The 26,749-nt window shown below is 44.5% G+C and carries 23 protein-coding genes; 13 read left to right on the top strand and 10 right to left on the bottom strand.

Annotated features, from left to right (window positions below; translation table 11 throughout):
• Positions 1-64: 64 nt before the first annotated feature.
• Together AAA942_RS08400 and AAA942_RS08405 are read right to left on the bottom strand one after the other, a co-directional pair.
• A complete protein-coding gene (locus AAA942_RS08400) occupies positions 65-814 on the bottom strand; it encodes an NIPSNAP family protein (protein ID WP_338219793.1) in 750 nt (249 codons plus the stop codon).
• 169 nt (positions 815-983) lie between these two features.
• A complete protein-coding gene (locus AAA942_RS08405) occupies positions 984-1,346 on the bottom strand; it encodes a transmembrane 220 family protein (protein ID WP_338219794.1) in 363 nt (120 codons plus the stop codon).
• A gap of 138 nt (positions 1,347-1,484) precedes the next feature.
• Here AAA942_RS08405 and AAA942_RS08410 point away from each other — a divergent pair, with 138 nt between their 5' ends.
• The 3 genes from AAA942_RS08410 (at position 1,485) to AAA942_RS08420 (ending at position 2,854) form a co-directional block, all read left to right on the top strand.
• Positions 1,485-2,036, top strand: coding sequence for a GNAT family N-acetyltransferase (locus AAA942_RS08410; protein WP_338219795.1), 552 nt, complete (start codon positions 1,485-1,487; stop codon positions 2,034-2,036).
• 177 nt (positions 2,037-2,213) lie between these two features.
• Complete coding sequence (locus tag AAA942_RS08415) at positions 2,214-2,498, top strand: nucleotidyltransferase family protein (protein WP_338219796.1); 285 nt, start codon at positions 2,214-2,216, stop codon at positions 2,496-2,498.
• Entirely contained in the window at positions 2,498-2,854 is a 357-nt protein-coding gene (locus AAA942_RS08420; protein ID WP_338219797.1) for a HepT-like ribonuclease domain-containing protein, read from the top strand. Before AAA942_RS08415 ends, AAA942_RS08420 begins: the two co-directional genes overlap by 1 nt.
• Here the strand turns inward: AAA942_RS08420 and AAA942_RS08425 are convergent.
• On the bottom strand, positions 2,851-4,299 hold the full coding sequence (locus tag AAA942_RS08425; protein WP_338219798.1) for an arylsulfatase: 1,449 nt from the start codon (positions 4,297-4,299) through the stop codon (positions 2,851-2,853). The two genes, AAA942_RS08420 and AAA942_RS08425, sit on opposite strands and share 4 nt — an antisense overlap.
• Before the next feature lie 64 nt (positions 4,300-4,363).
• Between AAA942_RS08425 and AAA942_RS08430 the strand changes: the two genes are divergently transcribed.
• Entirely contained in the window at positions 4,364-5,308 is a 945-nt protein-coding gene (locus tag AAA942_RS08430; protein WP_338219799.1) for a nucleoside hydrolase-like domain-containing protein, read from the top strand.
• Between the two features lie 170 nt (positions 5,309-5,478).
• Here the strand turns inward: AAA942_RS08430 and AAA942_RS08435 are convergent, their stop codons facing one another.
• Positions 5,479-5,619: a hypothetical protein gene (locus tag AAA942_RS08435; protein ID WP_338219800.1), complete on the bottom strand. Its 141-nt coding sequence runs from the start codon at positions 5,617-5,619 to the stop codon at positions 5,479-5,481.
• Between the two features lie 555 nt (positions 5,620-6,174).
• Here AAA942_RS08435 and AAA942_RS08440 point away from each other — a divergent pair.
• Entirely contained in the window at positions 6,175-7,494 is a 1,320-nt protein-coding gene (locus tag AAA942_RS08440; RefSeq protein ID WP_338219801.1) for a Gfo/Idh/MocA family protein, read from the top strand.
• A gap of 514 nt (positions 7,495-8,008) precedes the next feature.
• On the opposite strand, the gene AAA942_RS08445 is transcribed toward AAA942_RS08440, so the two are convergent.
• Positions 8,009-9,025, bottom strand: coding sequence for an SMP-30/gluconolactonase/LRE family protein (locus AAA942_RS08445; protein WP_338219802.1), 1,017 nt, complete (start codon positions 9,023-9,025; stop codon positions 8,009-8,011).
• A 64-nt stretch (positions 9,026-9,089) separates the two neighbouring features.
• Between AAA942_RS08445 and AAA942_RS08450 the strand changes: the two genes are divergently transcribed.
• Complete coding sequence (locus AAA942_RS08450) at positions 9,090-10,496, top strand: sulfatase (protein WP_338219803.1); 1,407 nt, start codon at positions 9,090-9,092, stop codon at positions 10,494-10,496.
• Between the two features lie 151 nt (positions 10,497-10,647).
• Positions 10,648-11,781: an ATP-binding protein gene (locus tag AAA942_RS08455; RefSeq protein WP_338219804.1), complete on the top strand. Its 1,134-nt coding sequence runs from the start codon at positions 10,648-10,650 to the stop codon at positions 11,779-11,781.
• A 182-nt stretch (positions 11,782-11,963) separates the two neighbouring features.
• Here AAA942_RS08455 and AAA942_RS08460 read toward each other — a convergent pair whose 3' ends face one another.
• From AAA942_RS08460 to AAA942_RS08475, 4 genes are all read right to left on the bottom strand, one after another.
• Positions 11,964-14,693, bottom strand: a complete 2,730-nt coding sequence (locus tag AAA942_RS08460) for a carboxypeptidase-like regulatory domain-containing protein (protein WP_338219805.1) — start codon at positions 14,691-14,693, stop codon at positions 11,964-11,966.
• Between the two features lie 90 nt (positions 14,694-14,783).
• Positions 14,784-16,025, bottom strand: a complete 1,242-nt coding sequence (locus tag AAA942_RS08465) for a TIM barrel protein (protein WP_338219806.1) — start codon at positions 16,023-16,025, stop codon at positions 14,784-14,786.
• A gap of 150 nt (positions 16,026-16,175) precedes the next feature.
• A complete protein-coding gene (locus AAA942_RS08470; RefSeq protein ID WP_338219807.1) occupies positions 16,176-16,361 on the bottom strand; it encodes a hypothetical protein in 186 nt (61 codons plus the stop codon).
• On the bottom strand, positions 16,358-17,761 hold the full coding sequence (locus AAA942_RS08475; RefSeq protein WP_338219808.1) for a purine-cytosine permease family protein: 1,404 nt from the start codon (positions 17,759-17,761) through the stop codon (positions 16,358-16,360). The genes AAA942_RS08470 and AAA942_RS08475 overlap by 4 nt, the downstream gene beginning before the upstream one ends.
• A gap of 254 nt (positions 17,762-18,015) precedes the next feature.
• Between AAA942_RS08475 and AAA942_RS08480 the strand changes: the two genes are divergently transcribed.
• From AAA942_RS08480 to AAA942_RS08505, 6 genes are all read left to right on the top strand, one after another.
• Positions 18,016-20,136 (top strand): bifunctional aldolase/short-chain dehydrogenase, encoded by a 2,121-nt coding sequence (locus AAA942_RS08480; RefSeq protein ID WP_338219809.1) that lies wholly within the window; start codon positions 18,016-18,018, stop codon positions 20,134-20,136.
• Between the two features lie 51 nt (positions 20,137-20,187).
• Positions 20,188-21,225 carry a GntR family transcriptional regulator gene (locus AAA942_RS08485; protein WP_338219810.1) on the top strand — a complete coding sequence of 346 codons (1,038 nt, stop codon included), beginning with the start codon at positions 20,188-20,190 and terminating at the stop codon, positions 21,223-21,225.
• 92 nt (positions 21,226-21,317) lie between these two features.
• The gene (locus AAA942_RS08490; protein ID WP_338219811.1) at positions 21,318-22,646 is read left to right on the top strand and encodes an FGGY-family carbohydrate kinase; all 1,329 of its coding nucleotides are present in this window, start codon (positions 21,318-21,320) and stop codon (positions 22,644-22,646) included.
• A 16-nt stretch (positions 22,647-22,662) separates the two neighbouring features.
• Positions 22,663-23,421 carry a (Fe-S)-binding protein gene (locus AAA942_RS08495; protein WP_338219812.1) on the top strand — a complete coding sequence of 253 codons (759 nt, stop codon included), beginning with the start codon at positions 22,663-22,665 and terminating at the stop codon, positions 23,419-23,421.
• Positions 23,418-24,776, top strand: a complete 1,359-nt coding sequence (locus AAA942_RS08500) for a lactate utilization protein B (RefSeq protein ID WP_338219813.1) — start codon at positions 23,418-23,420, stop codon at positions 24,774-24,776. Before AAA942_RS08495 ends, AAA942_RS08500 begins: the two co-directional genes overlap by 4 nt.
• Positions 24,773-25,333 carry a LutC/YkgG family protein gene (locus AAA942_RS08505; RefSeq protein WP_338219814.1) on the top strand — a complete coding sequence of 187 codons (561 nt, stop codon included), beginning with the start codon at positions 24,773-24,775 and terminating at the stop codon, positions 25,331-25,333. Before AAA942_RS08500 ends, AAA942_RS08505 begins: the two co-directional genes overlap by 4 nt.
• Here the strand turns inward: AAA942_RS08505 and AAA942_RS08510 are convergent.
• Positions 25,283-26,638 carry a sensor histidine kinase gene (locus AAA942_RS08510; protein WP_338219815.1) on the bottom strand — a complete coding sequence of 452 codons (1,356 nt, stop codon included), beginning with the start codon at positions 26,636-26,638 and terminating at the stop codon, positions 25,283-25,285. The two genes, AAA942_RS08505 and AAA942_RS08510, sit on opposite strands and share 51 nt — an antisense overlap.
• Positions 26,639-26,749: the final 111 nt, after the last annotated feature.

Consider the following 26,749-nt stretch of genomic DNA (forward strand, 5'->3'; position numbering starts at 1 on the left):
AAATGCAAAAAAGCCGTACCGGAATTCCGGTACGGCTTTTTAATATCAAATTTCAATTCTTCAATTACTTCATTGGAGAAAAAGGCAAAGTATTAAAGAATACGGCGTCTACCTTTTCGACAATTTTTCCTGATTCTTCTGAAGCATCACGGGCCTTAATCCACTCTGGGTCAGTTCTGAATCGGTCAAAAGCAGCATTAAATGCCTCTTTGGAATCATGACCAAGCAAATAGATCAATTTCGGCTGAGCTCCGTCCTTTTCTACAGTCAGCCAATAAGGGTAATTCTTTAAACCTTGCTTTTCAAACAAGGCTCTGGTATGATCACGGAATCGGGCTTGAATATTTTCGATTTTTCCGGGAAAGCAGTGGTAAGTCCTCATTTGGAAAATCCCACTTCCGGTAGGAATCGGGGTGTCATTCAGTTCCGGTGCCAAAACCATAAAGGTTTGCTCTATGCTTTTGACCAAAGGTCCATTGACCCGAGATTCTTCATAGGCTTTTTTCCACACCGGATCATTCAAGAAGATTTCCCAGCTCTTTTCTCTTGCCGCCTCATCAGGATAGCCCAAAATATAGGTTAGGGAATTGTCCGTGTTTTCTTCAGGCACGAAATAAACGATATTTTCCATCCCGGCCTTTTCAAAAAGGTGACGGGTATGATCTTCAAACCGCTTGATCAAATCCGGAAGTTTACCGGGGTGAGCAATGTACTTTCTTATCTCGAAGTACTTGGAAGTAGAAGTTTTGGGGAGCTGGGCAAAAGCACCAAAGCAAAGCAAAATGGCCAATGCAGAAAGAATAATTTTTTTCATCAGGTTTAAGGGTTTGGTTTTATTGGAAATTGATTTGAAATACAACGGAAATATTGCCTCCTGCGGAGGTAGAAATACCTTGGAAATACCTCTTGAAATCTATTTCTACCCTTATTTCATCGAGCGAAGCGAGTTGTATTTCTACTGTATTTCTATAGTCTTAAATTTTTTACTTTTTCCAGGCTTTGTACAGGGCTGGACTGAGCACCAAGGCAATAATTGCCAAGCCAAAGGTCTCGCGGTTTTCCTCCATTTCAGGAGTCTTCATGGTCAGGTCTTTCTGGGCCCATTCGTCAGCAATCCAATCTCCCACTCCTCCGGGAAAGAAATAAATAGCTCCCAAAACGGATAAAACAACGACCAGAGTCAATGGAATCTTCGGAAATATCCCTCTAACACCCAGCAAACAAAAGATCATCGCTACTCCATAAATGCTCACCCACACCTCAGGATCGGGGTCGTTAAACTGCCAATAAGCGAAGAGAGCAAACAGGAAAATCCAGGTTCCGAAGAAGTATTTGTTGAATTTCATTGAGATTAGGTTGGGTTGAGACTGTTAAAACTAAGCAATTTCAGACTCAATCTATCCTGCTTGGGATATTTGGTCTGATCTGAATTTAAGCAGAAATTACTGGAGTAAATTAACCCTTTCCAATCCCTCTCCCAAGCTATGCTTCAAATCAAATCTGCGGAAACCCAAGCCGAATTTCAAGGAATACTGGACCTGCAATGGGAAAATCACCTCCACACCGTCACCGAGTCGGAAAAGAAAGAGCAAGGTTTCGTGACGGTAAGACACAGCATGGACCAGATTCAGCTGATGAATTCCATCGCTCCCCACATCATAGCCAAAGATGGAGAGAAAGTGGTGGGGTACATTTTGGCGATGACCAAAGCGAGCAAGGATTTGGTCCCGATTTTGATCCCGATGTTCGCTCAATTTGATCAATTGTACTATCAGGGGAAGAGAGTTTCAGATTTTGAGTACCTAGTCATCGGGCAGATTTGTGTGGGGAAAAGTCATCGGGGGCAGGGTCTTTTTGATCGGATGTATGCAGCCTATCGGGAAGCTTTTTCAGAAACTTATTCTTTTGCCATCACCGAAATTGCGAAAAGCAATACCCGGTCCCTGTCTGCCCACCGTAGAGTGGGCTTTGAGGTTATTCATAAGTTCAAAGACGACTTATTCGATTGGGCTATTGTAGCTTGGGATTGGACCTAAAGGGCAAGGCAGGTCAGAGAAGGATAGTCTCCGATCAAAAGAAAAATATATTCATCCAACTTATAGGGTAATAAGTAAATGATTGGGTAAGGGAACGGGGGCCGGATGGCTCCCGTTTTTTATTTTCTTCAAATAAATCAATAACTTTTATCCATCTATTGGTTTAATATCAAGAAAATGGCGATCACAGAAACTCAGAAGGCCATCATCAAAAAGGTAACACGAAAGTTCCAACCCAAACTAATCGGGATTTTTGGATCTTATGCACGTGGAGAACAAAATGAGGATTCTGACATGGATCTTTTGATCGATTTTGAGGAAAAAATAAACCTTTTGGAACTCATTGGGCTGGAGCAAGAACTATCTGATTTATTGGGAATAAAAGTCGATTTAATCACCCAAAAATCGCTTCATCCTCCGCTAAAGTCACTTATTGAAAAAGACCTAATCAGGATCTTGTAATGAAAAAAGATCCTCGAATCTATCTGGAACATCTTTTATCCAGTATTCGGAAAATCAGGTCTTACACTCAAGACTTTTCAGAGTCTGATTTTCTAAGTTCCCCACTTGTTCAAGATGCAGTCATTCGTAACCTAGAGGTCATCGGAGAAGCTACAAAAAAGCTGTCTGCAGAATTTCGAGGAACTTATCCCAAGATTGAATGGAAGAAGATCGCCGGAATGAGAGACAAACTAATCCACGATTATATCGGAGTGGATCTTTGGGCTGTTTGGGCAGTTGTGGAACAAATCATTCCGGATTTTGAGGAGAAAATTGATTCAATTATTAAAGAATTGAACGGCAAAAATCTGGGCTAATTTTTTTCATCCAAAAACAGATTAAAGACCGGATTCTTAAATCTTGAATCCTTAATTATTCTTTCCAATTCCTCTACCTTTTCCGGATTTTGAGCTGCCAAATCTTTATTTTCTTGTGGATCATCCGCTAAGTTAAACAGCTCGATGGTGGTCTTGGTGGAATCTTTCACCTGATATTTGACCAGCTTCCAACCGTCTTTCAGTACAGCCTGCCTGCCTCCCAATTCATGAAATTCCCAATACAAATGATCATGTTTGGCTTGATTGGAATCTCCCAACATGGACGGCAAAAATGAAATCCCATCAATTCCCTCCGGAGACTTTTCTCCTAAAATATCAGCAAATGTGGGCAACCAATCCCAAAAAGCAGAAACGTGGTCCGATTGGCTTCCGGCTTTTACTTTTGCTGGCCACTTAACGACTAGGGGTACATGGATTCCTCCTTCATACAGATCTCTTTTCAATCCTCGGAAAGGTCCATTGCTATCAAAAAAATCATAATCGGCTCCTCCCTCAAAATGTGCCCCATTATCGGATGTGAAGACGATCAGGGTATTTTCGCTTAGCCCCAATTCCTCCAATTTCCCAACCACTTCTCCCACATACCGATCAATCCGCTCCACCATAGCGGCAAAAGTAGCTCTCGGATAGGGATTGGATTGGTAGCCGGGAATCTTCATCTCCGGGCCATAATCACCTCCGGGAGGAGCTTGGTGGGAAGTTTCATCGCCAAATTTTGCCCGATATTTTTGAAAAATCTCATCCTCGGGAGCCGCCAGTTCCGCATGGGGCATCACGATGGGCATAAAGAGGAAAAAGGGATTTTTGGCATTTTTCTCAATAAAATCCAGCGTTTTCTCCTGAATCAAATCCGGAGCATAGGTGAATTTATTAGTCCAGTCATTCCCAGGAAGATTGATCTGAGTCTGATTTTCCCACAAATACGCGGGATAGTAGCGATGCGCATAGCGCTGACAGTTGTATCCAAAAAACTGGTCAAAGCCCTGATTGCTTGGGTCACCGGATGTGCCGATAAAGCCCAAGCCCCACTTGCCAAAGGCTCCTGTGGCATAGCCGGCTTGCTGAAATACCTTACTCAAAGTCAGAAGAGTATCCGGCATGGGATATTGCCCTTCGGGCTGTACTTCGTAATTACCCCTGACCGGCGTATGCCCGGTATGCAGACCGGTCAACAAGGTGGATCGGGAAGGTGCACAGACTGGGGAACCTGAATAGTGATTGAGAAAAACCATCCCTTCAGTAGCCAAGCGGTCAATGTTGGGAGTTTCGATATATTGCTGACCCAGAAAACCCAAATCTCCATAGCCCAAATCATCGGCAAGGATAAAAATCACGTTGGGGGGCGTTTCTCTGGTTTCTTTTACAGGGCTCTGACAGGAAAAAGACCCTATTACCATCATAATTATCAATAGGCGCATGGACATGGTGTGGATTTTTTCAGAAATTAAGAAAGACAAAACAATAACCCCATCCTGTCCCATAATTTTTATGAAAAAGCTGATTCCGTTTAGCATTTTGCTGATTATAGTGTCTTTTTATCCTGGATTTTCTCAAGAAAAGATACCGGTGATCATTTCGACCGATATCGGTGGAGATGACCCGGATGACCATCAATCCTTGATTCACTTTTTGGTCTATGCAGATCGGTTTGAAACTTTGGCAATCCTCTCCTCCCCTCCCGGAAAAGGACGTCTGAGCGATATGGAAGAAGTATTGAATGCGTATCAGCTGGATTTTCCCAAATTAGAATCCACGGGGTTGGACTATCCCAGTCCGGAACTGCTTCGTAGTGTATCGCTTCAGGGTGAAAAAGAAATACAGTCTTCCGAAAAGCCGGAACGCTTAAGCGAGGGAGCAAAATTTATGGCCGAGCAAATTCTGAACTATGGGAAACCTGTCTACATTCTGGTTTGGGGATCGATGACTGACTTGGCCCAGGCCATCCATTTTTATCCCGAAATCAAGCGGCTGATCCGGGTGTATTCCATTGGATCTTGGAATACCCAGCAGGATCAGAAATCCAGGGATTACCTGTGGAATTACCATCCTGACTTTTGGTGGATCGAAAACAACACCACCTTCAGGGGAATGTATATGGGAGGTATTCAGGATGATCCTTGGGGGAATATTTCCTTTGTGGAGAGGTATGTGAAAGATTTTGGAGCAATGGGTAAGCTGTTTTTTGAAAAAAAGCCAGACATCAAAATGGGCGATACCCCAAGTGTCCTCTACCTGCTTGATGGCAATCTGGAAGACCCTTCGGGGGAAAGTTGGGGAGGTTCATTTATAAAAGATCCTAAAAGACCAGACTATTGGACTGATCGGCCCGATCCCGACTTAGTGGAAAATAATAGGCCCGGCGCAAAGACGGTCAACCGGTTTCGGTCAGCCTATTTGAGGGATTGGAAGGAGCGGATGAAAGTATTAAAGTAAAAAATGGTAAAAAACAGAAATGGGAAGCATTTCTTGACGAAAGCTTCCCATTTAGTGAGTTGAAAACCATAGTCCCCAATTCACTCCAAGCTACAGTTCATGCGGCTATTCCCAGTTGCCCGAGTCAAAACCGAAGGTCTGCAGTCGCTCCGAAGAGCATGTCCCCGTTTTCAGATACCTTGCTGCATTTCTGCGGTTGCCCTTCTCAGACTTTCCCGGAGGAAAGCCCCTTCATGCCCGGTATCCTGAATCTGCCCGACGGCGGATTCTAGGGCCGATCGTGATAGCACTTCTGCGGTGGTCCGTTTCAAACGGCTGCATTTGAGCAACTGTTCCTTTGTGCCCGATGGATTTGCTTTTCACCCGAGGGATTCAAGCCCTGATTAATCCGTGGTTGCACTTCTGGAGTTGCCTCTTTCAATAGGGAAATTGCTTTCCCAATCCTTCATGCCGGAACTCTAAATCCTCCGAAGAGAAACTTAGATTCAGTTCATCGTTTTTGGCACTTCTGCGGTGGTCCGTCTCAGAAATTTACCTTGCGGTAAAATCCCCTTCGCGCCTGATCTCATCCTGTCAAACCACGGTCCGAAATCTTACTTTCGGCCATTTATCTCTCACTTGCTATAATCAAAGTTGCATCAATAAAGCCCTGAAAACAAGCTTTTAACTAAAAACTTTCCCACAAATTTTCCCCGAATAAATTCCTATAAAAACACAGGATATCCACCTATTTTTTTGACTTATGCACATTTTTTGGAATATTTTTTCAAAAAGCTGACGGAGATCAGTATTTTCATTAGATGTCTATTTTCTACCCTTCCTTTTTCAGCTAATTTAAATATGACAAACTCCAATCCAGACCCAAAATGACCCAGCGAAGAACCTTTATCCGACAATCCAGCCTTATCGCAGGAGGCCTTTGGCTTTCCCCTGCACTACTCCAAGCCCGGCAGCGCATTGCATCGAGCGATCAAATCCGAGTCGCCTTGATCGGCGCCAATAACATGGGCTTTGGCATTCTCCGACATCACCTAGCCTTACCTGAGGTGAACTGCGTGGCCATCTGCGATGTGGATCAAAGTGTACTGGACAAGCGACTAAAAGAGGTAGAAGAGGCTACCGGAAAAAGACCCGAACGATACACTGACTTCAGAAAACTGCTGGAAAGAAAAGATTTGGATGCAGTCATCATCGGCACCCCGGACCATTGGCATTGTCTGATTGCAGTGGCTGCCTGCCAATCGGGAAAAGATGTCTACGTCGAAAAACCCATGGCCAACTCCATCGGAGAGTGTGATCTCATGGCCCAGGCAGCAGCTAAACACAATCGAATCATGCAGGTGGGTCAGCAGCAGCGTGCCGGACAAGCATTTGTCGAGTCCCGCGACTTGATCCAAAGCGGCTATCTGGGCAAAATCCGAAAAGTGAACATTTGGTCCAATTTCAACTATGGTCTCGGCAACGAGTTTAAACCTGCCACACCGGTTCCGGATGGGGTGGACTATGACTTTTGGCTGGGACCCGCACCTAAGCGGGACTTCAATCCTAACCGCTTCCATGGGAGTTGGAGACACTTTTGGGATTACGGAGGAGGATTAATGTCGGATTGGGGTGTCCATCTCTTGGATATGGCGATTTGGGTGGAAGAAAATCCAGCGGCACCTTCGACTGTGATGACTTACGCCAGAAATGCCAATAAGGAAAACCGAGACCGAGACACCTTTGACACGATGAATGTCCTGTTTCCCAAAAAAGATTTTCTGATCAATTACGATATGAACGGAGGTCTTCAAAGTGGACCTTATAACAAACCTTATGGGATTGCTTATGTGGGTGAATTGGGCACCTTGGTCGTCAACCGAAGTGGCTATGAAATTTACCCCGAATGGGACGGAACTGCCAATGCCCCAAAATGCGAGGTCAAAAAACTGGAAGGCACCAAAGAATCCCACAACCTCCACGTGGCCAATTTTGTGGAATGCATCAAGACACGGAATCAGCCCAACTGCCCTCCCGAGGCAGGAAGATTGGCTGCTCTACATGCCCACATCCCTAATATTGCGGCTAGAATCGGTGGGGAAACTTTGGTTTGGGATGATGAAAAAAGACAGTTTCTCGGGAATGATGCAGCCAATGCGATGATTTGGCCAGAGTATCGTGAGCCTTGGAAGTTGCCAAAGGTTTAGCCGTCATTGCGAGGGGCCACATAAAGATTTTCTAATAAAATACAGTAAAGCCCCGAAGCAATCTTTTGAAGTAGAGCTCAACATAAAGACTGCTTCGTCGCAGCAAACATCTGAAATAATTGAGGATTTGAATTTGCTCCTCGCAGTGACGTCTATCGTCATTGCGAGGGGCTTTTAGTAGACTTTGAATATCAAAACACAGGGGCAAGCCCCGAAGCAATCTTTGAAGAAAAGTCCACATAAAGACGGCTTCGTCGCAGCAAAATTTGAAAATTATTGAAGGGTTATTTTTGCTCCTCGCAGTGACGTCTATCGTCATTGCGAGGGACTTTTAGTAGACTTTGAATATCAAAACACAGGGGCAAGCCCCGAAGCAATCTTTTGAAGTAGAGTTCCACATAAAGACTGCTTCGTCACAGCAAACATCTGAAACAATGGAGGATTTGAATTTGCTCCTCGCAGTGACGTCTCTTCCCAACTCCCATACTTCCTAACCTCCTTTCCCCCTAACTTCCTACTTCAACTGAATTCGCATCAAATACGCATCAGCAGCCATATAGAGGTAGTTTTCTTCGGCATCAAACGCACAGTTAGCCGTACCATTTTCGGTTAGGATCGTACCCAAATGCTTTCCCTCTGGACTAATCACTAAAACCCCACCAGGTCCAGTAGCAAAGAGAGTACCGCTGGAATGCACCTTAAGTCCATCAGGAAGGCCTTTTCTAGTCTCGCCTTGAAGAGAAGTGGCATCAAAAAGAACTCTTCCCGAAACCACATTTCCTACCTCATCCAAGTCAAAGGCGTAATATCTAGCTTTTTCCGGATCAGATTGAGCGATATACAGCGCCCTTTGGTCGGGACTCAAAGCGATTCCATTGGGTCGGCTGAGTGTATCTACCAATAGATTCACTGTACCGTCGGTATCTAAACGAAATACGCCCTGAAAATCTAATTCTTTCTCGTCCCAAGGATCCATGCCATAAGGAGGATCGGTGAAAAAAAGCTGGCCCTTTGAGTTAAACACTAAGTCATTGGGACTGTTGAATCGCTTACCCTCATACCCTGTCGCCAAGCTTTCAAATTCCGCTTTTGGAGTATCCAGAGTAGAAAGCATTTTCCCCACTTGTCTTTCCCCGTGCTGACACAGCACCAAATTCCCCTGAGGATCCAATGCCAAGCCATTTGCTCCGGGTTCCCGCTTATCTGACCGATCACCCAAATACCCAGAAGGACTTAAATAAAGCGTCAGGCTGTCCTTCTCTGTCCATTTCCAGATGGTATTGGTTGGGACATCGGTGAAAATCAAGGCCTGCTGCTCCTCCAGCCAAAGCGGACCTTCAGCCCATTCAAAGCCGGAAGCCAAGACTTCAATCTTTGCATCCGAACCAATCAAAGAATTGACTGCGGAATCCAGTCGCTCGATGGAACCGGTGGTTTGGAATCCGGGATTTGTTTCTCTCTCATTTTCCACTTTTGGGGAAGAACAGGACAGAAAAATGAAAAAGGCAAGACAGCTTGAAAGAAGTTTCATGGTTTGGGAAGTTTCCCTGAATTTAACCTAATTTGATTCAAACCTAATCCAAAACAGCCTGGTCATGAGAAAATTACTCTTTATCCTTTTGTGGTTTTTTTTGCTTTCTAAGACGGATTTGACTGCGCAAGAGTCTGGCCCAAACATCATTTTTATTCTGACCGATGATTTGGGTTATACCGATTTACCTGCCTATGGAAACCCCTTTCAGGAAGCCCCCAACTTGGATTTCTTGGCAAATAATGGCTTAAAATTCACCGATGCCTATTCCTCCAGCCCAGTTTGCTCTCCTTCCCGGGCGGGTTTCTTGACGGGTATTCATTCTACCCGCTATCACCTGACCAATTTCATCGCGGGCAACCGAAAAGCGGATTCGTTATCGATCGACCCTGCACCTTGGAATCCCCATTTAGCCGGAGAACAAGTGACTTTGGCAGAACTTTTCAAAGAAAAAGGCTACCAAACGGCTATGATTGGGAAGTGGCATTTGGGAAACCAAGAAGATCAGACACCCTGGGCTCAGGGTTTTGATTTCGCTAGAATGATCGGTAAAAATGGTTTGGATTATTACCATTACGGGATTTTTGAAGACAGCTACGAAAAAGTATTCCAAGACACCGGTACGCATTACCTCACCGATAGACTGACGGATTACGCTTTGGATTTTTTGGAAAAAAGGGAGCAGAGTCAACCCTTTTTTCTTTTCCTCAGCTATTCTGCACCTCATGTATTCATAGTACCCAGAGGAGATAAAGTCAGCAAATACCTCCGTAAATACGAGCAGATTGGGGGAAAATACAATCCCTATTACGCAGCCATGATCGAATCAGTAGATGATGGAATCGGGTTGATCATGGAAAAACTGAAAGGCAAAGGGCTGGATAAAAACACGCTAATCCTATTCACATCGGATAACGGCGGAGTAGGTTTACCGGAACTTGGGCCTATTCCGACCAACTTGGATCCTTTGCGGAAATGGAAAGGCCATCCCTATGAAGGCGGGATACGTGTTCCCCTGATTGCCTTTTGGCCGGAAAAAATTGACCCCGGAGTCACTCCTTTTCCTACTACCAACTTGGACTTCGCTCCCACTTTTGGGGAACTGGCCGGACTGACTTCCCAAAAAGCCTGGGATGGTCAATCCCTTTCCCCGATTCTTTTTGGAAACAGAACAGCCTTCAGAGAACACCCCCTTTTTTGGCATTATCCCCACTTTTCCAATCAACTGGGGATGCCTGCAGCAGCGGTCAGAAAGGGAGACTGGAAGCTGATTCTGCACTATGAAAGCCAAAAAGTTGAGCTTTATAATTTGAAGGAGGACTTAGCTGAGTCCAAAGACCTGGCGAGTACGAATCCGGAAAAAACCAAGGAACTCTACACCCTCCTTTATGGATGGCTGATAGAAAGCCAAGCTAACCTTCCCCTTGAAAAATCTACCGGTAAGCCGATTCTGCTAAGGCCTTCTATCTAGGGTATTTTCTAGTGCTTCTATGCCCCAACTTCACAAATTCATTGAAATCTGTGAAGTTGACTTCATGAATTTAGCTAAATTTATGAAGTTGAGTTCATATATTTGGTTAAATTTGTGAAGTTAGACTCATGAATTTAGATCAACCGAACTCATGCAGGTATCCCGAACCATCATTTCTCAAGTTGAAGACCAGCTTTTCAAAGGAAAAGTCCTGATCCTCTATGGTGCAAGAAGGACCGGGAAAACCACTTTGGTGAAACACCTGCTAGGGAAGTTTCCTGAAAAATCGGCTTACATCAACTGTGAACTTCAAGAATACAAAGACGCCCTTTCCACAACTAATTCAGGGCTTTTGGCCGAGTTTATCGGAAATCGGGAGCTGATCATTTTTGATGAAGCACAGCATATTCCAAACATTGGATTGGTATTGAAAGTACTGGTGGACACCTTTCCGCAGGTTCAATTTATAGCGACGGGTTCTTCCAGTTTTGAACTTTCAGGAATGGTCTCCGAGCCGCTGACCGGCAGATCGCGTCAGTTTCTGCTCCTTCCCTTTTCTCTGGAAGAAATCGGACAGTCGCTCAATCCCATTCAGATCAAAGCCAATCTGCCCAACTTCCTGAGATTTGGACTCTATCCTCAGGTGTTCAACAGCATTGGAGATGAAAAAATCGAAGAACTCGCCGAGATCTCTTCCAACTATCTGTACAAAGACCTCTTCCAGTTTGAGCAAATTAAAAAACCGGACTTGCTGTTCAAGCTTTTGGCAGCGATTGCCTTGCAGACCGGAAGCGAGTCTTCTTTGAATGAGCTCGCACAAATCACCGGAACAAATGTGCACACGGTCAAGCGATACTTGGAGCTGCTGGAAAAATCCTTTGTGATCTTCCGACTGAACTCATTCAGCAGAAACCTAAGGAAGGAACTGGCCAAAAGCCAAAAAATCTACTTCTACGATGTGGGAATCCGCAACGCCGTGATCCGCAACTTTAATGAAATGAATCTCAGAACGGATGTGGGAGGACTTTGGGAAAACTTCTGCATCACCGAGCGAATCAAGTTCAACCAAAACCACCGGAAATTTGTCAACATTTACTTTTGGAGAACTTATGACCAAAAGGAGATTGACTACATCGAAGAAAAAGACGGGCACTTGATCTGCTTCGAATTCAAGTATGCAGAAGGAGCTCCCGGCAAGTTCCCGGCAGAATTTTCTGAGACGTATCCGAATTCAAGCTTTAAGGTGATAACACCGGGAAATTTCTATGAGCTTTATAAGAGTTAATTAAATGAGGTTATCTAATAAATCGTTTAGTTGTCAGCCTGACCCTTCGATTTCGAGACTCTCGTATCTCAAGTGCTCAGGGTGACAGGAGTCGAAGGCCATTTCCAGCTTTATGGACGACATTTCGACTTCGCTCAATGTGACAAACTTCACTTTTGAGACAGCCTCATTCGATACGCTAATTAAAGCCTCAACTCCAAAATCTTGGATATTACTTCCCCATCGATGGTCCTGCCTTCTACTTTGATCCGAACCTCCTTCACTCCATAAGGAACCTTGACTTGGGTCTGAAACGATCCTCCTTCTGTTTGGGCAAACGGCTCCCAATACAGGGTAGGTTTTCTTTTCAGGAATTGCTCAGCAGGGGGTTGATTCGGAAATTCGGTGAAATCGGTAAAGCCCGGGATTTCAAAAATTGTAAACCCTTCGGAATTAAATTTCCGATCGGAATCAGGGCCTGATTTGAACCCTTTTTTGGTCTCAATCATGTAAACACCCCCATAGCCCAACATCCCAAAAACTGATTTGCTGATATTGTCATTGTAGACTTTGATCGACTCCACTTCGGCAGGAACTAAAGTGAGGAAAATTTCTCCAGGATCAATACCCGGGAGTTTTTGTCCATTAAGGATAATCAATGGAGGACCTGTTTTCTCACCGAAAGTATAGTTTCCAAACAAGGCCAATTGTCCAAAAACCTGATTCCAATCTGCCATTTTTGATAATTGCTCCTCACCCATTTCCCGGTTGGGAATGCCATACCCATAATTCCGGTCTGCCATGGTCTCCCGCTCCTTAACTTCCTCCTTGACAAACTCTTCCAGCAGAATATAATCTCCCGAGGTGTCCAATAGCTGAATTTCCTGACTCCTCGCTTCGGTTTCGAAATTCAGTTTTGGAAGTAAGGCCGGGAGTCCAAGTTGAGGAAAAGGACTCAGTTCAATCGAACCAAAGGGCCTCAAGCGCTCACTGACCGCAGAAATGGCAATTTGTGCCGTATCACGGAAATAAAGACCTGTCGCCCAAAACCTGCCCATACTATCGGACTGAACTTGTCCATAATCCTCCAGATCTCCACGAACAATGGTGATGGGCTGTGCCAAAGGCCTTCTGCGATTGTCGGGGATAAAATTTCCCCTTACGGATATCCCGTATTCGATGGGAAAGGAAAAGTCATTTGAAAAACCGGCGGGCAAATCCGAATCCAACCAGTCAAGGGCTTTTTCCAGATCATTGTTTTGATCTATAAAAGCCACTTCTTCCCAATCGGTCAAGGAAAGAACAAACTTTGCATCGATGGGATTTTGGAATTCATCTAAAAAACTCAGGTCCAAATCCATCACCCGATAAGAAAGAGAATCAGCAATGGAAAAGGAGGGCTGGACCGTGACTCCCCCGATAATATCTTCTTCCTCCAAACTTTCTGATATGGGCTTGAGACGGGAATCCAAAACCAGCAGCGCCAGCAGAAACTGATCCGATTCAGGGAAATTCCTGCTCCAATTCGTGTAGGCCCGAAGTACATACTCCCCCGCAGGCAAAGAATCTGGAATTTCAAAACCTCCGGAAATCCTACTTTCCTCTAAAGGAAAGATAAAAGACTGATACACCGAATCCTGATCCAACAAATCCACATAAAGTACCCGGCTAAGGGTGTCAGACCAGGCAGGTTCTTGATAGAGCATCTGCCCTCCGATCCATGCTGTTTCACCCGGATAGAAATACGGTTTGTTGGTGGTAAACCAAGCCTTTTCCCGAAGTCTATCCCATTTTTCAATCGGGTTTTGCTGAATTTCAGCCTCCATGGCTGTTACCATAAAGGAAGATTTAGGCTCAAAATCCAAGGGGAGGATTCTCGCCATTCGTTGTCTCCCCATATATCCTGACAAGACCAATTGAGTGGGATTGATCAAGATTCCTTTTCGGTCCACATCGTAAAATCCTTCAGGAGCAAAAATCCAACTGACTGCGTAATACACATTGGTATAATAGTCGTTTTTCCATACTTTGTCCACATGGTGAACTTCCATCCTTCCCGGAAGAAAAATTCGAAATGTCCCATCCCCATTAGGTCGTCTTAAAATGGAGTCTGTGGACATTGGGATAACTGTTTCACCTATTTCTTGGGTCAGATCGTTGGTTCGGATACGATCCAAACGCTCCGGTAGCGCATGATACACCCGAAAGTGTGCGGTATCGGGACTGTTGAGCAGGATCGCCTGATTCAAAAACCGAATGGATTGGTAGTAATTTTCATCCCGAACCTCCTCCCAGGTTTGAGCTAAAGAATCGTTGGCAAGGTTTTCATAAAAAACTTGTCCATAAAATCTTGATCCCGCACGACTAACCCGAAAATCCTGCAGATAATAATCCACCTCATAGCCTAAAGCCTGATTGATGATTTTCAGCGGTTCTTGAGCGCTTGCCTTGACATAATTAGGAGCGCCTTGAACTTTTACTTTTTCAAAGTCCACTACCCAGGGATTGGTAATCTCAATTTTGGGTTTGAAAGGATCATCCGGCAGGGCCAAAAACACTTCCTCAAACCGACGGAATTCCCTTTCCCAATTTTTGTCTCTTTTGGCTTTAAGCTGAATTTCAGTCAGATTGGATTCATTGATGGCCAGCTCAAAGTCAACCTGAATTTCGGATTTCCCACGGGTGGATATCTTTTTCACCTCGGTGATGTATCCTACAAAAGAGGCCACAACTTCAATTTCCTGGGGCAAGTCACTAGAAATCCGAAATCGGCCCTCCTGATCAGTAGCCTTGCCCAAGGTAGTATTGCTGACAAACACATTGGCAAAAGGGAGCGGCAATCCCGAGCCTTTTTCCTTTACTGTGCCTATGATGGTTTGGGAAAAAAGCTTACCCAAAACGAGAAAGAAAAAAATCGATAGGCAAATTCGCATTAGATTATCTTGGGGTTGGAAAAAAATCAATTGTAAGCTTATTACTGAGAAATATTACGTCAATAAGCTTTTGAAGTTTCCAATTTAGGCTTAAAGCCCACTCGCCTGCGCATTCTTTCCTCTTTTGTTTATCAACTTTTCCCTGATTTTTTCCTTTCTGTAAAAAGCCAGCGGATCGGATTCTCCACCACTTTGGATTCTGCCTTCCCGCACCAAAGGCCTTACATCTGTCAAAAACGCTTCTTGTAGCACTTCCTGAGCTCCCACCACATCCCCTTCATTTTGGCATTCAGTCAACTTTTTTCGATCCACCAAAAGAGCCTTGGCATAAGCCTGAGAAATAGCCTCAAGCGCTTGAATCAAATCCTCGAGTGGATCTTTGGTATTGTGACTCGCATCGATCATCCAAGAAATAGAATCCCAAGCTTGAACTCCTTCAGCCGCTCCACCGATCAGTTCGCAAAAGATCAGAAAAAGCTGGTAGGGCTTGATGCTTCCCGTACTCAGATCGTCGTCTCCATATTTGCTGTCATTGAAATGGAATCCTGCCAATAGATTTTGGTGCATCAGGGTAGCCACAATCTGCTCGATATTGGTATTCGGCAGATGATGCCCCAAGTCGACCAATACTTTTGCCCGATCTCCCAATTGACGACAAATCAACGCCGAAGTACCCCAATCGGGAATGACTGTATGGTAAAAATTGGGTTCGTAGGGCTTATATTCTAACAGCAACTTCCAGTCCGACGGCATTCCTGCATAGATTTCCTTCAGGGATTCCGTGGTCCATTGCAGCGCTTTTCTGAAGTGCGCCTGCCCGGGAAAGTTACTTCCATCCGCAAGCCAAACGGTCAGTCCTTTGCTACCCAAACTTTTCCCGATTTCAATTACCTGTAGGTTATGATCCACTGCTTGTGCACGGACAGCTGCATCAGCATTGCTCAGCGAACCCATTTTATAGGAAAGCGGCTGCCCGTAATCCTGAAAGGTATTGCTGTTCATCGCATCGAAGCCGATACCCAAGCTTGCCGCCTTTTGCTTCACCGCCTCCGTATCCTGAGGAATATCCCATGGAATATGCAGGGAAACGGCATCTGTTCGCTTGGTCAGCTTGGCCAAAAGGCCGATATCCTCCAGTTTTTCCTCCAAATTCCTAGGCTCTCCGCCAATAGAAAATCGTCCAAAGCGCGTCCCTCCAGCTCCCAGCGCCCAACTCGGTACTGCGATCTGGAATTGGGTAATCTTGGAAATCAATTCGGATGTATCGATTCCCTTCTCAGTCAATTGCTCAGAAAGTAGGTTGAGTGATTTTTGGTGGAATGAGGTGGACATGGAATTGGGATTGATTTTGGGTTATTGGATTCTCAAGTTGTCTCGTTGTCTAGTTCTCAGGTTGTTGGATGATTCTTGGATTGAAGTTCTAAAATCAGTTCATCACTGGAAAAAAGGTCGTAAAACTAAATTCGTAAATCGTAAATAGAATTATTGTTTGCTTTCTTCCTGCTGTTTATTTATCCAAAAAGGCGCTGTAAGCATCCAAAGCACCATTCCGATTCCCATGGAAAATTTCATCCTATCTAAGGTAGCATCTCCCATGAAATACAGAACAGGAGGGTAAATCGTAAAGATTAAGCCAAGCAAGGAGATAAATTTCAGTACCGTTTTCATGAGGCAAGAGTATTAGTAAGCGGATATTTCATTTTTGAGGCGATGACGAAAATGGCCACTGCCACAAACCAGCCCGGAAGGCCGAGAAAGAAAATTTCTACTCCATAAAGTAGATTTAAGCCCAAACAAAAACCCAGAGTTAACACCCAACTGAGCAAGGCAGGCCAGCTGAAATCTGATTTGGAATTCAATGCCCCTTCAGAACGGAAGCCCATCTTTTGGGAAAAATAAAAATCAGCAAAGATCACGGCTCCCATCGGCATCAAGAGTAAGCCATAGAGCGCCACAAAATCCAACAGCTTCATCACCAAGGCAGGAAAGCACGCTGCCAAACTCGTTATTCCACCCACGATAGCGGTGATTTTCCAAGTAGGAACTTTCGGAAAAATTCCCTGCAAGGCCAATCCTGCACGGTAAATCGTTGGATTAGCAGTAGTCCAGCCGGCAATAATCACACAGACCGCTCCTGCAATTCCCAAAGTTTGGTAGGCAATCTGTCCGGGGGCAAATTCTTGAGAACCGGTATTGGCCTGAAGGAACACGGCATAGAGAATGCCCGAGGCAATCCAGGCTACAAAATGCCCTAAATACACCCCCGCGAATACTGAAAATCCGAAAGTCCAGGATTTGGCGTACCGTAAAATAGTAAGATCAGACATTCCGATATGCATGGCCATATTGCAAAACCAGGCAAAAAAGATGATATGCCAGATGGTGAATCGGGACATCCCCGGAAGTGGAACTCCATTCCAAATTACTTCTTGAGCGATAGAAACCAAACTTTCAGCCGAGCCAACTCCCAACTGCGCTAAACCCACAATTCCTGCTGCAAAGAAAATCAGGATCATCCAAGGGGACATCACGTTGGCGAATTTGGACACTTGATTGTACCCTTGTATAGCCACCAAAGTGATGAATCCTCCCATGAGCAAGACCGTCAGAATCCAACCCGGGGTCCTTGGCAGCCAATCAGAAAGTGTAGGCATTTCCAAATCAAAAGGAATTCCGACAGCAGTAGCCGAAACGGCAATCATTGAGCCTGCCAAAAAACAAAACATCAGCGCATTGACCAGATTATACCATCGTACTACCTGTTTTCCGGCAATTCTTTCCAGCTGATAGTAAAGCGTCAGCCTTTTGGTCGCCGCTATGGGTGCTGTAATCAAGCCCCAACTGAGTACCGCCAGAAGATTTCCGATCAATAGGCCTAAAACCAAGTCTCCGGCGCTGACTCCGTGGGCGACAAACAAGGGTCCAATTACGAATTCCGTCCCAGCGGTATGCTCTCCTGCATACATTCCGAGAAAACTCCGATTCCCTTTTAGCTGGGAATCCGGGATAGGAGTGCGTTCGTATTCGTTGGTTTCCGATACTATTTTTTTAAAAAAAGGATTGGCCATTTGGGTGAAGATTTATTGGAAGAAAATTAAATGGGACTAGTCACCCATCCTGCTGTGTCCGAAGCCGATATTGACTTTAATTTTCTATTCATTTTGTGAAAAAAGCCAATTGAGCTAGATTATAAGAATATTTAGAAAGAAATTCCAAAGAGAATTTTTCCTGTAAAAAATTTCTACCTCTCAAGACACTACAGGATACTTAAAAATCAAGATTCCCTGAAATTCAAATTATAACAAGAAGCCCTCAAACAACCATGAATACACCTATAATGAGTTTCAAGCATGTTAGCTACCTATGGGATGAGTCCAATGCATCTGAGCTTGAAGGCAATGAAGTAGCACTTTTACTCTATCGCTCCAATATTTTGGGGGCAGACCTCAGAATCACCAATTATGGAGGCGGAAATACTTCCTGTAAGACGATTGAACTTGACCCGCTTACCAAAGAACCCGTAGAGGTGATGTGGATCAAAGGTTCAGGTGGAGATATAGGTACACTCACCCGGTCGGGTTTAGCTGGCTTATATGTAGACAAGCTAAGATCGTTGGAAGGAATTTATAGGGGAATTGAATTTGAGGACGAAATGGTGGAGCTGTTCAATCATTGCATTTATGATTTGGCATCCAAGGCACCTTCTATCGATACTCCTCTGCATGGATTTCTTCCGTTTAAGCATATCGATCACCTTCATCCTGATGCCGCTATTGCTATTGCCGCTTCCAAAGATGGTGAGCAAATCACACAGGACATTTGGAAAGGTGCAATTGCCTGGGTTCCTTGGCAGAGACCGGGATTTGATCTAGGTTTAAAGCTCAGGGAGGCTTTGGAAAAAAACCCTGGCATTCGGGGAATTATGCTTGGGGGACATGGGCTGTTTACCTGGGCAGATACTGCTTACGATTGCTACATCAACAGTCTTGAAGTCATTGAAGCTGCTTCCGCCTATCTCGCCGCCAATTATGGAAAGAAAAGACCGGTTTTTGGAGGAGAAAAGGTAGCTTCTCTTTCTCCGGAAAAAAGAAAATCACAGGCTGCACAAATCGCTCCTGTATTGCGAGGCCTAGCTTCCTCTGAAAAGAGAATGGTCGGCACCTTCAACGACAGTGAGACCGTTCTCCAGTTCATCAATAGCCACGACTTGGGGAAATTGGCCCCAATGGGCACTTCATGTCCGGATCACTTTCTGAGAACCAAAATCAGTCCATTGGTTTTGGATTTAGCGGCTGATGCCGATCTCACTGATACGCAGGATTTGAAAGAAAAAATCGGATCGGCATTCCAATCCTATCGGGAAATGTATGCCGACTACTATGAGAAGCACAAGCACCCCAACAGTCCGGCCATGCGGGATCCAAATCCTGTGATCATTCTTTGGCCAGGCGTGGGACTCTTCAGCTATGCAAAAGACAAGCAGACTAGCCGGGTAGCTTCCGAATTTTACATCAACGCGATCAATGTAATGCGGGGGGCCGAGGCTGTATCCGAATATGTTTCCCTACCCCTTCAGGAAGCTTTCGATATCGAATATTGGCTTTTGGAAGAAGCCAAACTTCAACGAATGCCAAAAGAAAAGCCACTTTCCAGAAAGATTGCTTTGATCACAGGAAGTGCTGGAGGGATTGGAAAAGGTATAGCAGAAAAATTCGTGCAGGAAGGTGCCTGTGTGGTCCTGACTGACATCGATCAGGGAAGACTGAATGGAGCCGTGAAGGAGTTTGAAAAGAAATATGGAAAGGATGTGGTCTTAGGCGCCAAACTGGATGTGACTGACTCAAATAGCCTAGCCGATGCGATTCAGGCCACTTGCCTGAAATTTGGAGGCTTGGACATTGTGGTCAACAATGCCGGCATTTCCATCTCCAGAGCCTTTGAGGCACATACCCATGATGACTGGGCCCGACTTAACGATATTTTAGTCATGGGGCAATATCATGTCTCCAAAGTTGGTGTAAAAATCCTGAGAGAACAAGGACTAGGGGGAGACGTGGTGAATGTAGTCAGCAAAAATGCCCTAGTTGCAGGACCGAAAAATGTAGCCTATGGCACTGCAAAAGCCGCTCAGTTGCATATGTCCCGGCTGATGGCCGCAGAACTGGCCGATGACAAAATTCGGGTCAATGTGGTCAATCCGGACGCTGTTATCGAAAACTCCAATATTTGGGAAGGAGGCTGGGCCGAAAATCGCGCCAAAGCCTATGGCATCGAAGTCAAAGACCTTCCTCAATACTATGCCAACCGGACCCTTTTGAAAGAAAGCGTCAAAGTAAGCGATATTGCTGATGCGGCTTTTGCCTTCGTCAGTGGATTGCTAAGCAAATCTACCGGAAACATGCTGAATGTGGACGGTGGTCTTGCTGCGGCTTTCCCAAGATAAGACTGAAAATAGCTTCCTTACCCAACAATACAACCCAAAACCCTATAACCCATGCTACTTGACAAATCCGAAAAAATCGCGGTGGACTCCCGCACTCCAAAGTACCTTCAGGTGGTCAATCTTATCTTGGAGGATATCGAAAAAGGCAAACTGAATGTTGGTGATCGGATTCCTTCGATCAATGAAACCAGTTTTGATTTTCTGCTGAGCAGGGATACGGTAGAGAAAGCATACAATGAACTCCGAGACCGGGGAATCATCACCTCAGTCAGAGGCAAGGGGTTTTACATCTGCTCTACCAATATGAGCACCAAAACCAAGGTTCTTTTGCTCTTCAATAAGCTGAGTTCATACAAAAAGATCATTTATTATTCGATTGTGGATACCCTCTCGGGCAATGCTACTGTGGACCTCCACATCCATCATTACAACAGGAACCTTTTTGAAGACCTGCTGGAGCAAAATCTCGGGAATTACAATTATTACATCCTAGCTCCTCACTTCTTTGATAACCAAGGTCACCCTGAGACAGCTTACGATCTGATCAAGCGAATTCCGAAAGACAAGCTATTGATTATTGACCGGGCAGTGAAGGGTCATGAAAATGAATTTCCGGGAGTGTATCAGGATTTTGCCAAGGATATTTTCGAAGTATTGGAATCTGGGATTTCCCACTTGAGGAAATACAGAAGGCTGATTTTGGTATTTCCAAAAGGAGACCTCTACCCGGTTGAAATCATGGACGGGTTTAAGCGGTTTTGTTTTTTCCATGACTTCAAAAACCTCATCGTAGACGGCGTAGATGACGATGAACCGCTTGATGAGGGAGATTGCCACATTGTTCTTGCAGAGTCAGATTTGGTCAATATTGTAAAGAAATCCAGAGAGCAGCTCTTTAAGCTCGGAAGAGATGTGGGAGTCATTTCGTACAACGATACTCCACTTAAAGAAATCCTCGCCGACGGAATCACTACTATTTCTACAGATTTTCATAGTATGGGAAGGACCATTGCTGAGCAAATTATGGGCAAAGAAGATAGAATTCCTATCAAAAACCCTTTCCGGATGACGCTGAGAAAGTCGCTTTAGATTGAAAGATTTAAAAATTGAAAAATTTGAAAATTCTTCCAATGAGATTTTCCCAAACCTCGTAAATCCTAACTCGTAACTCGTACCTCTAAATGTCCAGAACTCCCGTTACCGCTGTCTTTGATATCGGGAAAACAAATAAAAAATTCTTCCTCTTTGACCAAAATCTAAAGGAAGTATATCATACCTACACCCGCTTGGAAGCCATTCCCGATGAGGATGGCTTCCCCAGCGAGCCTGTACTTCCTCTTCGGGAATGGATGCTGGACACATTCAAAAAGTCCCTTGAATTCTCAGAATTTGAAATCAAAAAACTCAATTTTTCAGGTCATGGCGCCTCTTTCGTTCATGTGGACGATTCTGGCGAGCCGGTCACTCCGCTTTACGATTACCTTAAGCCTTATCCGGAGGACTTATTGTACAGATTCTACCATGAAAACGGAGGGAAAATGGGCTTTTGTCAACAGACTTCCTCTCCTCCTTTGGCCATGCTGAACTCAGGCCTTCAGATCTATTTTTTGAAATATGCCAAGCCTGATCAATTCAAAAAGATCAAACACTGCCTCCATCTGCCCCAATACCTCAGCCTGATTTTCACCGGCCAAATGGTCTCGGATTATACCAGTATCGGGTGTCATACTGGCCTATGGGATTTTGCAAAAATGGACTATCATGTGTGGGTAAGACGGGAAGGAATCGAACCTCTGTTGCCTCCCATCTTACCGGGAAACTCTCTTCTTCAAACAAAATCCGAATTGGGCAGCATTCCCTGCGGGATAGGAGTTCATGACTCCTCAGGAGCACTTTTGCCCTATTTAAATCAGGAGAAAAATCCCTTTGTCCTTCTTTCCACAGGGACTTGGGCCATCAGTATTAATCCATTCAATAAAACTGCACTGACTGAGGCTGAGCTGAATCAGGATTGTCTTCAGTTTTTGAGCATTGCAGGCCAGCCGATCAAAATTTCCCGCCTGTTTATTGGAGAAGAGCACAAACACCAAGTAGAGCAGATGTATGCTTTTTGGGACCTCCCCTTGGGTACTTATAAAAAACTCAAATTCGACAAGGCTATTTTCGAAAAAGTATCCCGAAACACAGGCAAGCGGATCGGCTTTCACTATTTGAAACCCCAAGACTATGGCTTGGAGAAAGCAGACAAGACAGATTGGGACTCTTTTGCCGAATTCACAGAGGCCTATTATACCTTCATTCATGAGCTGACTGATATCCAAGTAGCCTCGCTCAAGCTGGTTTTGGAAGGTGCAGAAGTGAACAGAATCTATGTGGACGGAGGATTCAATGCCAATGACATATTTCTGGAAATGCTTCGAATCAAACTTCCCGGAAAGGAAATCATCCCTAGTGATTTCCCGAATGGATCTGCATTAGGGGCGGCTATGCTCGTGAATATGGATTTTTGACCTTATCTTCTCCATAATGAATCCATCGACTCCCCATATTGGCCTTTTTATCCCTTGCTATGTAGATCAGTTTTATCCCAATGTGGCGATAGCTACTCTGGAACTACTGGAAAAGCTTGGCTGCAAAGTGAGTTACCCATTGGAGCAAACTTGCTGTGGCCAACCTATGGCCAATGCTGGGTATGAGCGGGACACTGTGGGTACAAGCCGGCATTTTCTGGAGATTTTCGGAGGCTTTGACTACATCGTAGCTCCCTCTGGAAGCTGTGTCCTTCATGTGAAGGAGCATTTTCCTCCCATCCCGAGTATGGAAAAAACCCAGAGTGAAGTTCACAACCGAATTTTCGAACTCACTGAATTTCTGACAGACATCCTGAAAGTGGATCAGTTGGAGGGCGCCTTCCCACATAGGGTTGGATACCATGCATCCTGCCATGGTCAGCGGGGTTTAAGATTGGCCTCCAGTTCGGAGATGCATATTTCTCCCTTTAATAAGGCAAAAAAACTTTTGGAAAATCTGAAAGGTTTGGAATGGGTGGAACTCAGTCGAACAGATGAGTGCTGCGGATTCGGAGGTACTTTTTCAGTGACTGAAGAAGCCTTATCCATTCAAATGGGTAAAGACCGACTGGAAGACCATCAGGAAAAGCAAGTAGAAATCCTCACCGGTGGAGATATGTCCTGCATCATGCATTTGCAGGGTATAGCGAGTCGGGAAGGCAATGCGATGAAGTTTATGCATGTGGCAGAAATCTTAAATCAGGCAATCCAATGAGTCATCCTCAAGCAGCAGCGGAATTTCTGAAAAATCAGGCCAAAGCCAAATGGCATGACGAGACCCTGTGGTTTGTTCGGGATAAGCGCGACAGAATCAGTAAGACCATTCCTGAGTGGGAAGACTTGCGCAACCTCGCCTCTGAGATCAAGGATCATACTTTGTCCCGATTGGATTTTTATCTGGAAGAGTTTGAAAAAAATGCGTTAAAAAACGGGATCCAAGTCCATTGGGCCAAGGATGCAGAAGAGCATAATCGGATTGTCTTGGGGATTTTGCAAAAAAAGGACTGCAAAGCCATTGTCAAGAGTAAGTCCATTCTGACGGAGGAATGCCACCTCAACCCTTATTTGGAAACAAATGGAATCGAAGTGGTGGACACGGATTTGGGAGAGCGGATAGTCCAGTTCCTAAATCAACCACCTAGCCATATTGTACTTCCTGCTATTCACCTGAAAAAGGGTGAAATTTCTGAACTCTTCCACGAAAAGCTCCAAACAGAAAAAGGAAATGAAGACCCTACTTATCTGACCCAAGCAGCCAGGATTCACCTTCGTGAGAAATTTCTGAAAGCTAAAGTAGCCATCACGGGAGTCAATTTTGGAGTAGCCGAAACCGGTGAGTTTGTCGTCTGCACCAACGAAGGAAATGCAGACATGGGCGTACATCTGGCGGATGTGCATATTGCATGCATGGGCATCGAAAAGCTAATCCCAAGAAGGTCGGATTTAGGGGTTTTTCTGAGACTTTTAGCCCGATCTGCTACCGGACAGCCTGTCACCAATTATAACTCCCATTTTCGCAGCCCCTCCCCAGGAAAAGAAATTCATTTGGTCTTGGTAGACAATGGACGTACTGCCCAACTAGCACGGGAGAAGTTTCGCAATTCCCTGAAGTGTATCCGGTGTGGAGCCTGCATGAATACCTGCCCCATCTACCGTAGGAGCGGAGGATTTAGCTATGGTAGTACTGTCCCAGGACCGATTGGCTCTATCCTATCACCCGGATTGGACATGAAAAAACACAGCACGCTTCCTTTCGCCTCCACCCTTTGCGGTAGCTGCTCGGATGTCTGCCCGGTCAAAATCAACATCCACGAACAACTCTACGAATGGAGGCAAGAGATCACCAAAACCCATGGGGAATTGGGCAAAAGCCTTTCCATGAAGCTGGCAAGCGGGATTTTTAAAAGTCCTTTGGCTTATAAAATATCCGGCAATCTAATGCGGTCTGCATTGAAAAACTTGCCCAAATCTCTGATTTATCATCCTATCAACAGCTGGGGAAAAGGACGAAATCTCCCCGAAACACCCGAGCTGTCATTCAAAGAGTGGTACAAAAGAAACAGATCATGAGCAGCAGAGAAGCTATATTGAACTCAATCCGCGAAATTCACCGTGATCTGAAGCCTTTGCCAGAAGTGCCGAGTTTTGGAATAAAAAGAGATATGGTTAAGGATTTCACCACCTCATTGATAGGAAACAAGGCCGAAGTGATGGATTCTTCAGCATTTGAATTTTGGCTGAAGAGCTCAGGAATGAATCGGGTTTTTTCGGCCGTCCCGGAATATATAAGCTACTCTAGGGTCACCCTGCCAAAAGATCCTCACGACCTAGAAAATCTGGAATTGGCCATTTTAGAGGGACAATTTGGAGTAGCTGAAAACGGAGCCATTTGGCTGGATGACAACCAATTGCCTCATCGGGCTATGCCATTTATCACGGAGCACTTAGTCTTGATTGTGCCAAAAGGACATTTGGTAGAAAACATGCATCAAGCTTATCAAAAAATAGGAAATACTTCATCAGGATTTGGATTATTTATCGCCGGACCTTCTAAAACCGCAGATATCGAGCAATCGCTAGTTATCGGAGCTCATGGGGCTAAAAGCCTTCGCGTCGTTTTGGTTTGAATTGGTTTTTGGTTGAATTTTCCGGGTTAGGAAGAAGACATTAGCTTCCCCAGCAGTGCTCTCAAAGCCCAAAATCATTTCCAGCTTATCAGCTATTTTTTTGCATAAGGGAAGACCTAGGCCAGTTCCCTTTTCAAGTTGAGTTCCCCGTGAGCTTTTTACTTTAAACTCAAACAATTCATGCGAGACGTGTTCAGGAATCACTTGACCTTCATTTTTCACTTCCCACCTCAAGTCAGTGGAGCTAATCATCAACTTGATTTCAATACTTGCACCTAAAGGAGAGAATTTGATTGCATTGTCCAAAAGATTCTTGAGAATGATTTTAATCTCATTTACCTCCAGCTCCAGAACTTGATCTTCTCCAAAGAAATGATATACAATCTGTTGTTTTTTTCTGGAAGCCTGAATTTCCATCGTGGCCCCAATATCTTTAGTCAGCTCGAATACACTCACCTTTTCTAAAGAAATCTTTCCATCTTCCATTTCGGTCAGGACCCAATTCAAAGTATTATTTAAAACCTTATTGAGATGGAAACTTTGACCCTTGAGATCATCTAGGATAGTCCCCAAATCATCTCTTTCAAAAACTCCCTGATCCACCAACTCCAACGTAGTGCTGAGCGTGCCAACCGGGTTTTTCAGATCATGGGCTAGGAGAGCCAAAAGTTGATTTTTTTTCGTATTGAGTTCCTCGAGTTTTTCCAAAGCCTTGTTTTTTTCCTCTTGGATCTCAATCATCAACCTATTCTGAGTATGGTAATTTTTGATGAATAGGTGAATACCCAAAAATGAAAAGAGTCCAGTCCATAAAAGCGTAATCCAATGGTCCCAGAAAAGATTTTCCAAGCTTTGATAATGAGGAATCACAGTGAACCAGCCATTGATTTCGCCATAGAAGAGTATGCTTAAGGAAGCGAAACCAAAAAGTAGCCAAAACACTTTTTGCCACCCTTCAAAAAGGATGGCAGTGACTACCACGAAAATAAAAAAAGCATACATCGACGGTCCCATGTAGCCTTCATTATGAAAGTAATTGAGGATAATGGTCAAGTATCCAATAAAAACCAAGGCGTGCATGATAGCGGGGTGATAGCCCCACTTTCTCATGGTCAAGTAGCCGATGATGAAAGGAATTGCCAGCACAATTTTGACTGACACAATAAATAAACTTAGCCCTAAAAAATAATCCGACACTCCTAAAAACAGCATAAGAAACCCTGCCAGAAAAGCGAATATCTCAGATATCCGGCTTTGTAGCTGGTATAGATTGCCCGCCTGATCTACCGATCTAAAAAAATTCATAGTCTAAAATCACGGATTTGTGAAGATCAAAACTAAAACTAATTGGTGAACTTCGTATATACCCAAGGCTTGGATTTGTCTTTTTATCAAAAATTCATGAAAAAATAGGAT

The sequence above is a fragment of the Algoriphagus sp. oki45 genome, assembly GCF_036245605.1.
Taxonomy (GTDB): Bacteria; Bacteroidota; Bacteroidia; order Cytophagales; family Cyclobacteriaceae; genus Algoriphagus.

What these genes read in the sequence shown, in the direction of transcription:
- AAA942_RS08400 (WP_338219793.1), bottom strand. Translation starts at nt 814, where the DNA reads ATGAAAAAAATTATTCTTTCTGCATTGGCCATTTTGCTTTGCTTTGGT.
- AAA942_RS08405 (WP_338219794.1), bottom strand. Translation starts at nt 1,346, where the DNA reads ATGAAATTCAACAAATACTTCTTCGGAACCTGGATTTTCCTGTTTGCT.
- AAA942_RS08410 (WP_338219795.1), top strand. Translation starts at nt 1,485, where the DNA reads ATGCTTCAAATCAAATCTGCGGAAACCCAAGCCGAATTTCAAGGAATA.
- AAA942_RS08415 (WP_338219796.1), top strand. Translation starts at nt 2,214, where the DNA reads ATGGCGATCACAGAAACTCAGAAGGCCATCATCAAAAAGGTAACACGA.
- AAA942_RS08420 (WP_338219797.1), top strand. Translation starts at nt 2,498, where the DNA reads ATGAAAAAAGATCCTCGAATCTATCTGGAACATCTTTTATCCAGTATT.
- AAA942_RS08425 (WP_338219798.1), bottom strand. Translation starts at nt 4,299, where the DNA reads ATGTCCATGCGCCTATTGATAATTATGATGGTAATAGGGTCTTTTTCC.
- AAA942_RS08430 (WP_338219799.1), top strand. Translation starts at nt 4,364, where the DNA reads ATGAAAAAGCTGATTCCGTTTAGCATTTTGCTGATTATAGTGTCTTTT.
- AAA942_RS08440 (WP_338219801.1), top strand. Translation starts at nt 6,175, where the DNA reads ATGACCCAGCGAAGAACCTTTATCCGACAATCCAGCCTTATCGCAGGA.
- AAA942_RS08445 (WP_338219802.1), bottom strand. Translation starts at nt 9,025, where the DNA reads ATGAAACTTCTTTCAAGCTGTCTTGCCTTTTTCATTTTTCTGTCCTGT.
- AAA942_RS08450 (WP_338219803.1), top strand. Translation starts at nt 9,090, where the DNA reads ATGAGAAAATTACTCTTTATCCTTTTGTGGTTTTTTTTGCTTTCTAAG.
- AAA942_RS08455 (WP_338219804.1), top strand. Translation starts at nt 10,648, where the DNA reads ATGCAGGTATCCCGAACCATCATTTCTCAAGTTGAAGACCAGCTTTTC.
- AAA942_RS08460 (WP_338219805.1), bottom strand. Translation starts at nt 14,693, where the DNA reads ATGCGAATTTGCCTATCGATTTTTTTCTTTCTCGTTTTGGGTAAGCTT.
- AAA942_RS08465 (WP_338219806.1), bottom strand. Translation starts at nt 16,025, where the DNA reads ATGTCCACCTCATTCCACCAAAAATCACTCAACCTACTTTCTGAGCAA.
- AAA942_RS08470 (WP_338219807.1), bottom strand. Translation starts at nt 16,361, where the DNA reads ATGAAAACGGTACTGAAATTTATCTCCTTGCTTGGCTTAATCTTTACG.
- AAA942_RS08475 (WP_338219808.1), bottom strand. Translation starts at nt 17,761, where the DNA reads ATGGCCAATCCTTTTTTTAAAAAAATAGTATCGGAAACCAACGAATAC.
- AAA942_RS08480 (WP_338219809.1), top strand. Translation starts at nt 18,016, where the DNA reads ATGAATACACCTATAATGAGTTTCAAGCATGTTAGCTACCTATGGGAT.
- AAA942_RS08485 (WP_338219810.1), top strand. Translation starts at nt 20,188, where the DNA reads ATGCTACTTGACAAATCCGAAAAAATCGCGGTGGACTCCCGCACTCCA.
- AAA942_RS08490 (WP_338219811.1), top strand. Translation starts at nt 21,318, where the DNA reads ATGTCCAGAACTCCCGTTACCGCTGTCTTTGATATCGGGAAAACAAAT.
- AAA942_RS08495 (WP_338219812.1), top strand. Translation starts at nt 22,663, where the DNA reads ATGAATCCATCGACTCCCCATATTGGCCTTTTTATCCCTTGCTATGTA.
- AAA942_RS08500 (WP_338219813.1), top strand. Translation starts at nt 23,418, where the DNA reads ATGAGTCATCCTCAAGCAGCAGCGGAATTTCTGAAAAATCAGGCCAAA.
- AAA942_RS08505 (WP_338219814.1), top strand. Translation starts at nt 24,773, where the DNA reads ATGAGCAGCAGAGAAGCTATATTGAACTCAATCCGCGAAATTCACCGT.
- AAA942_RS08510 (WP_338219815.1), bottom strand. Translation starts at nt 26,638, where the DNA reads ATGAATTTTTTTAGATCGGTAGATCAGGCGGGCAATCTATACCAGCTA.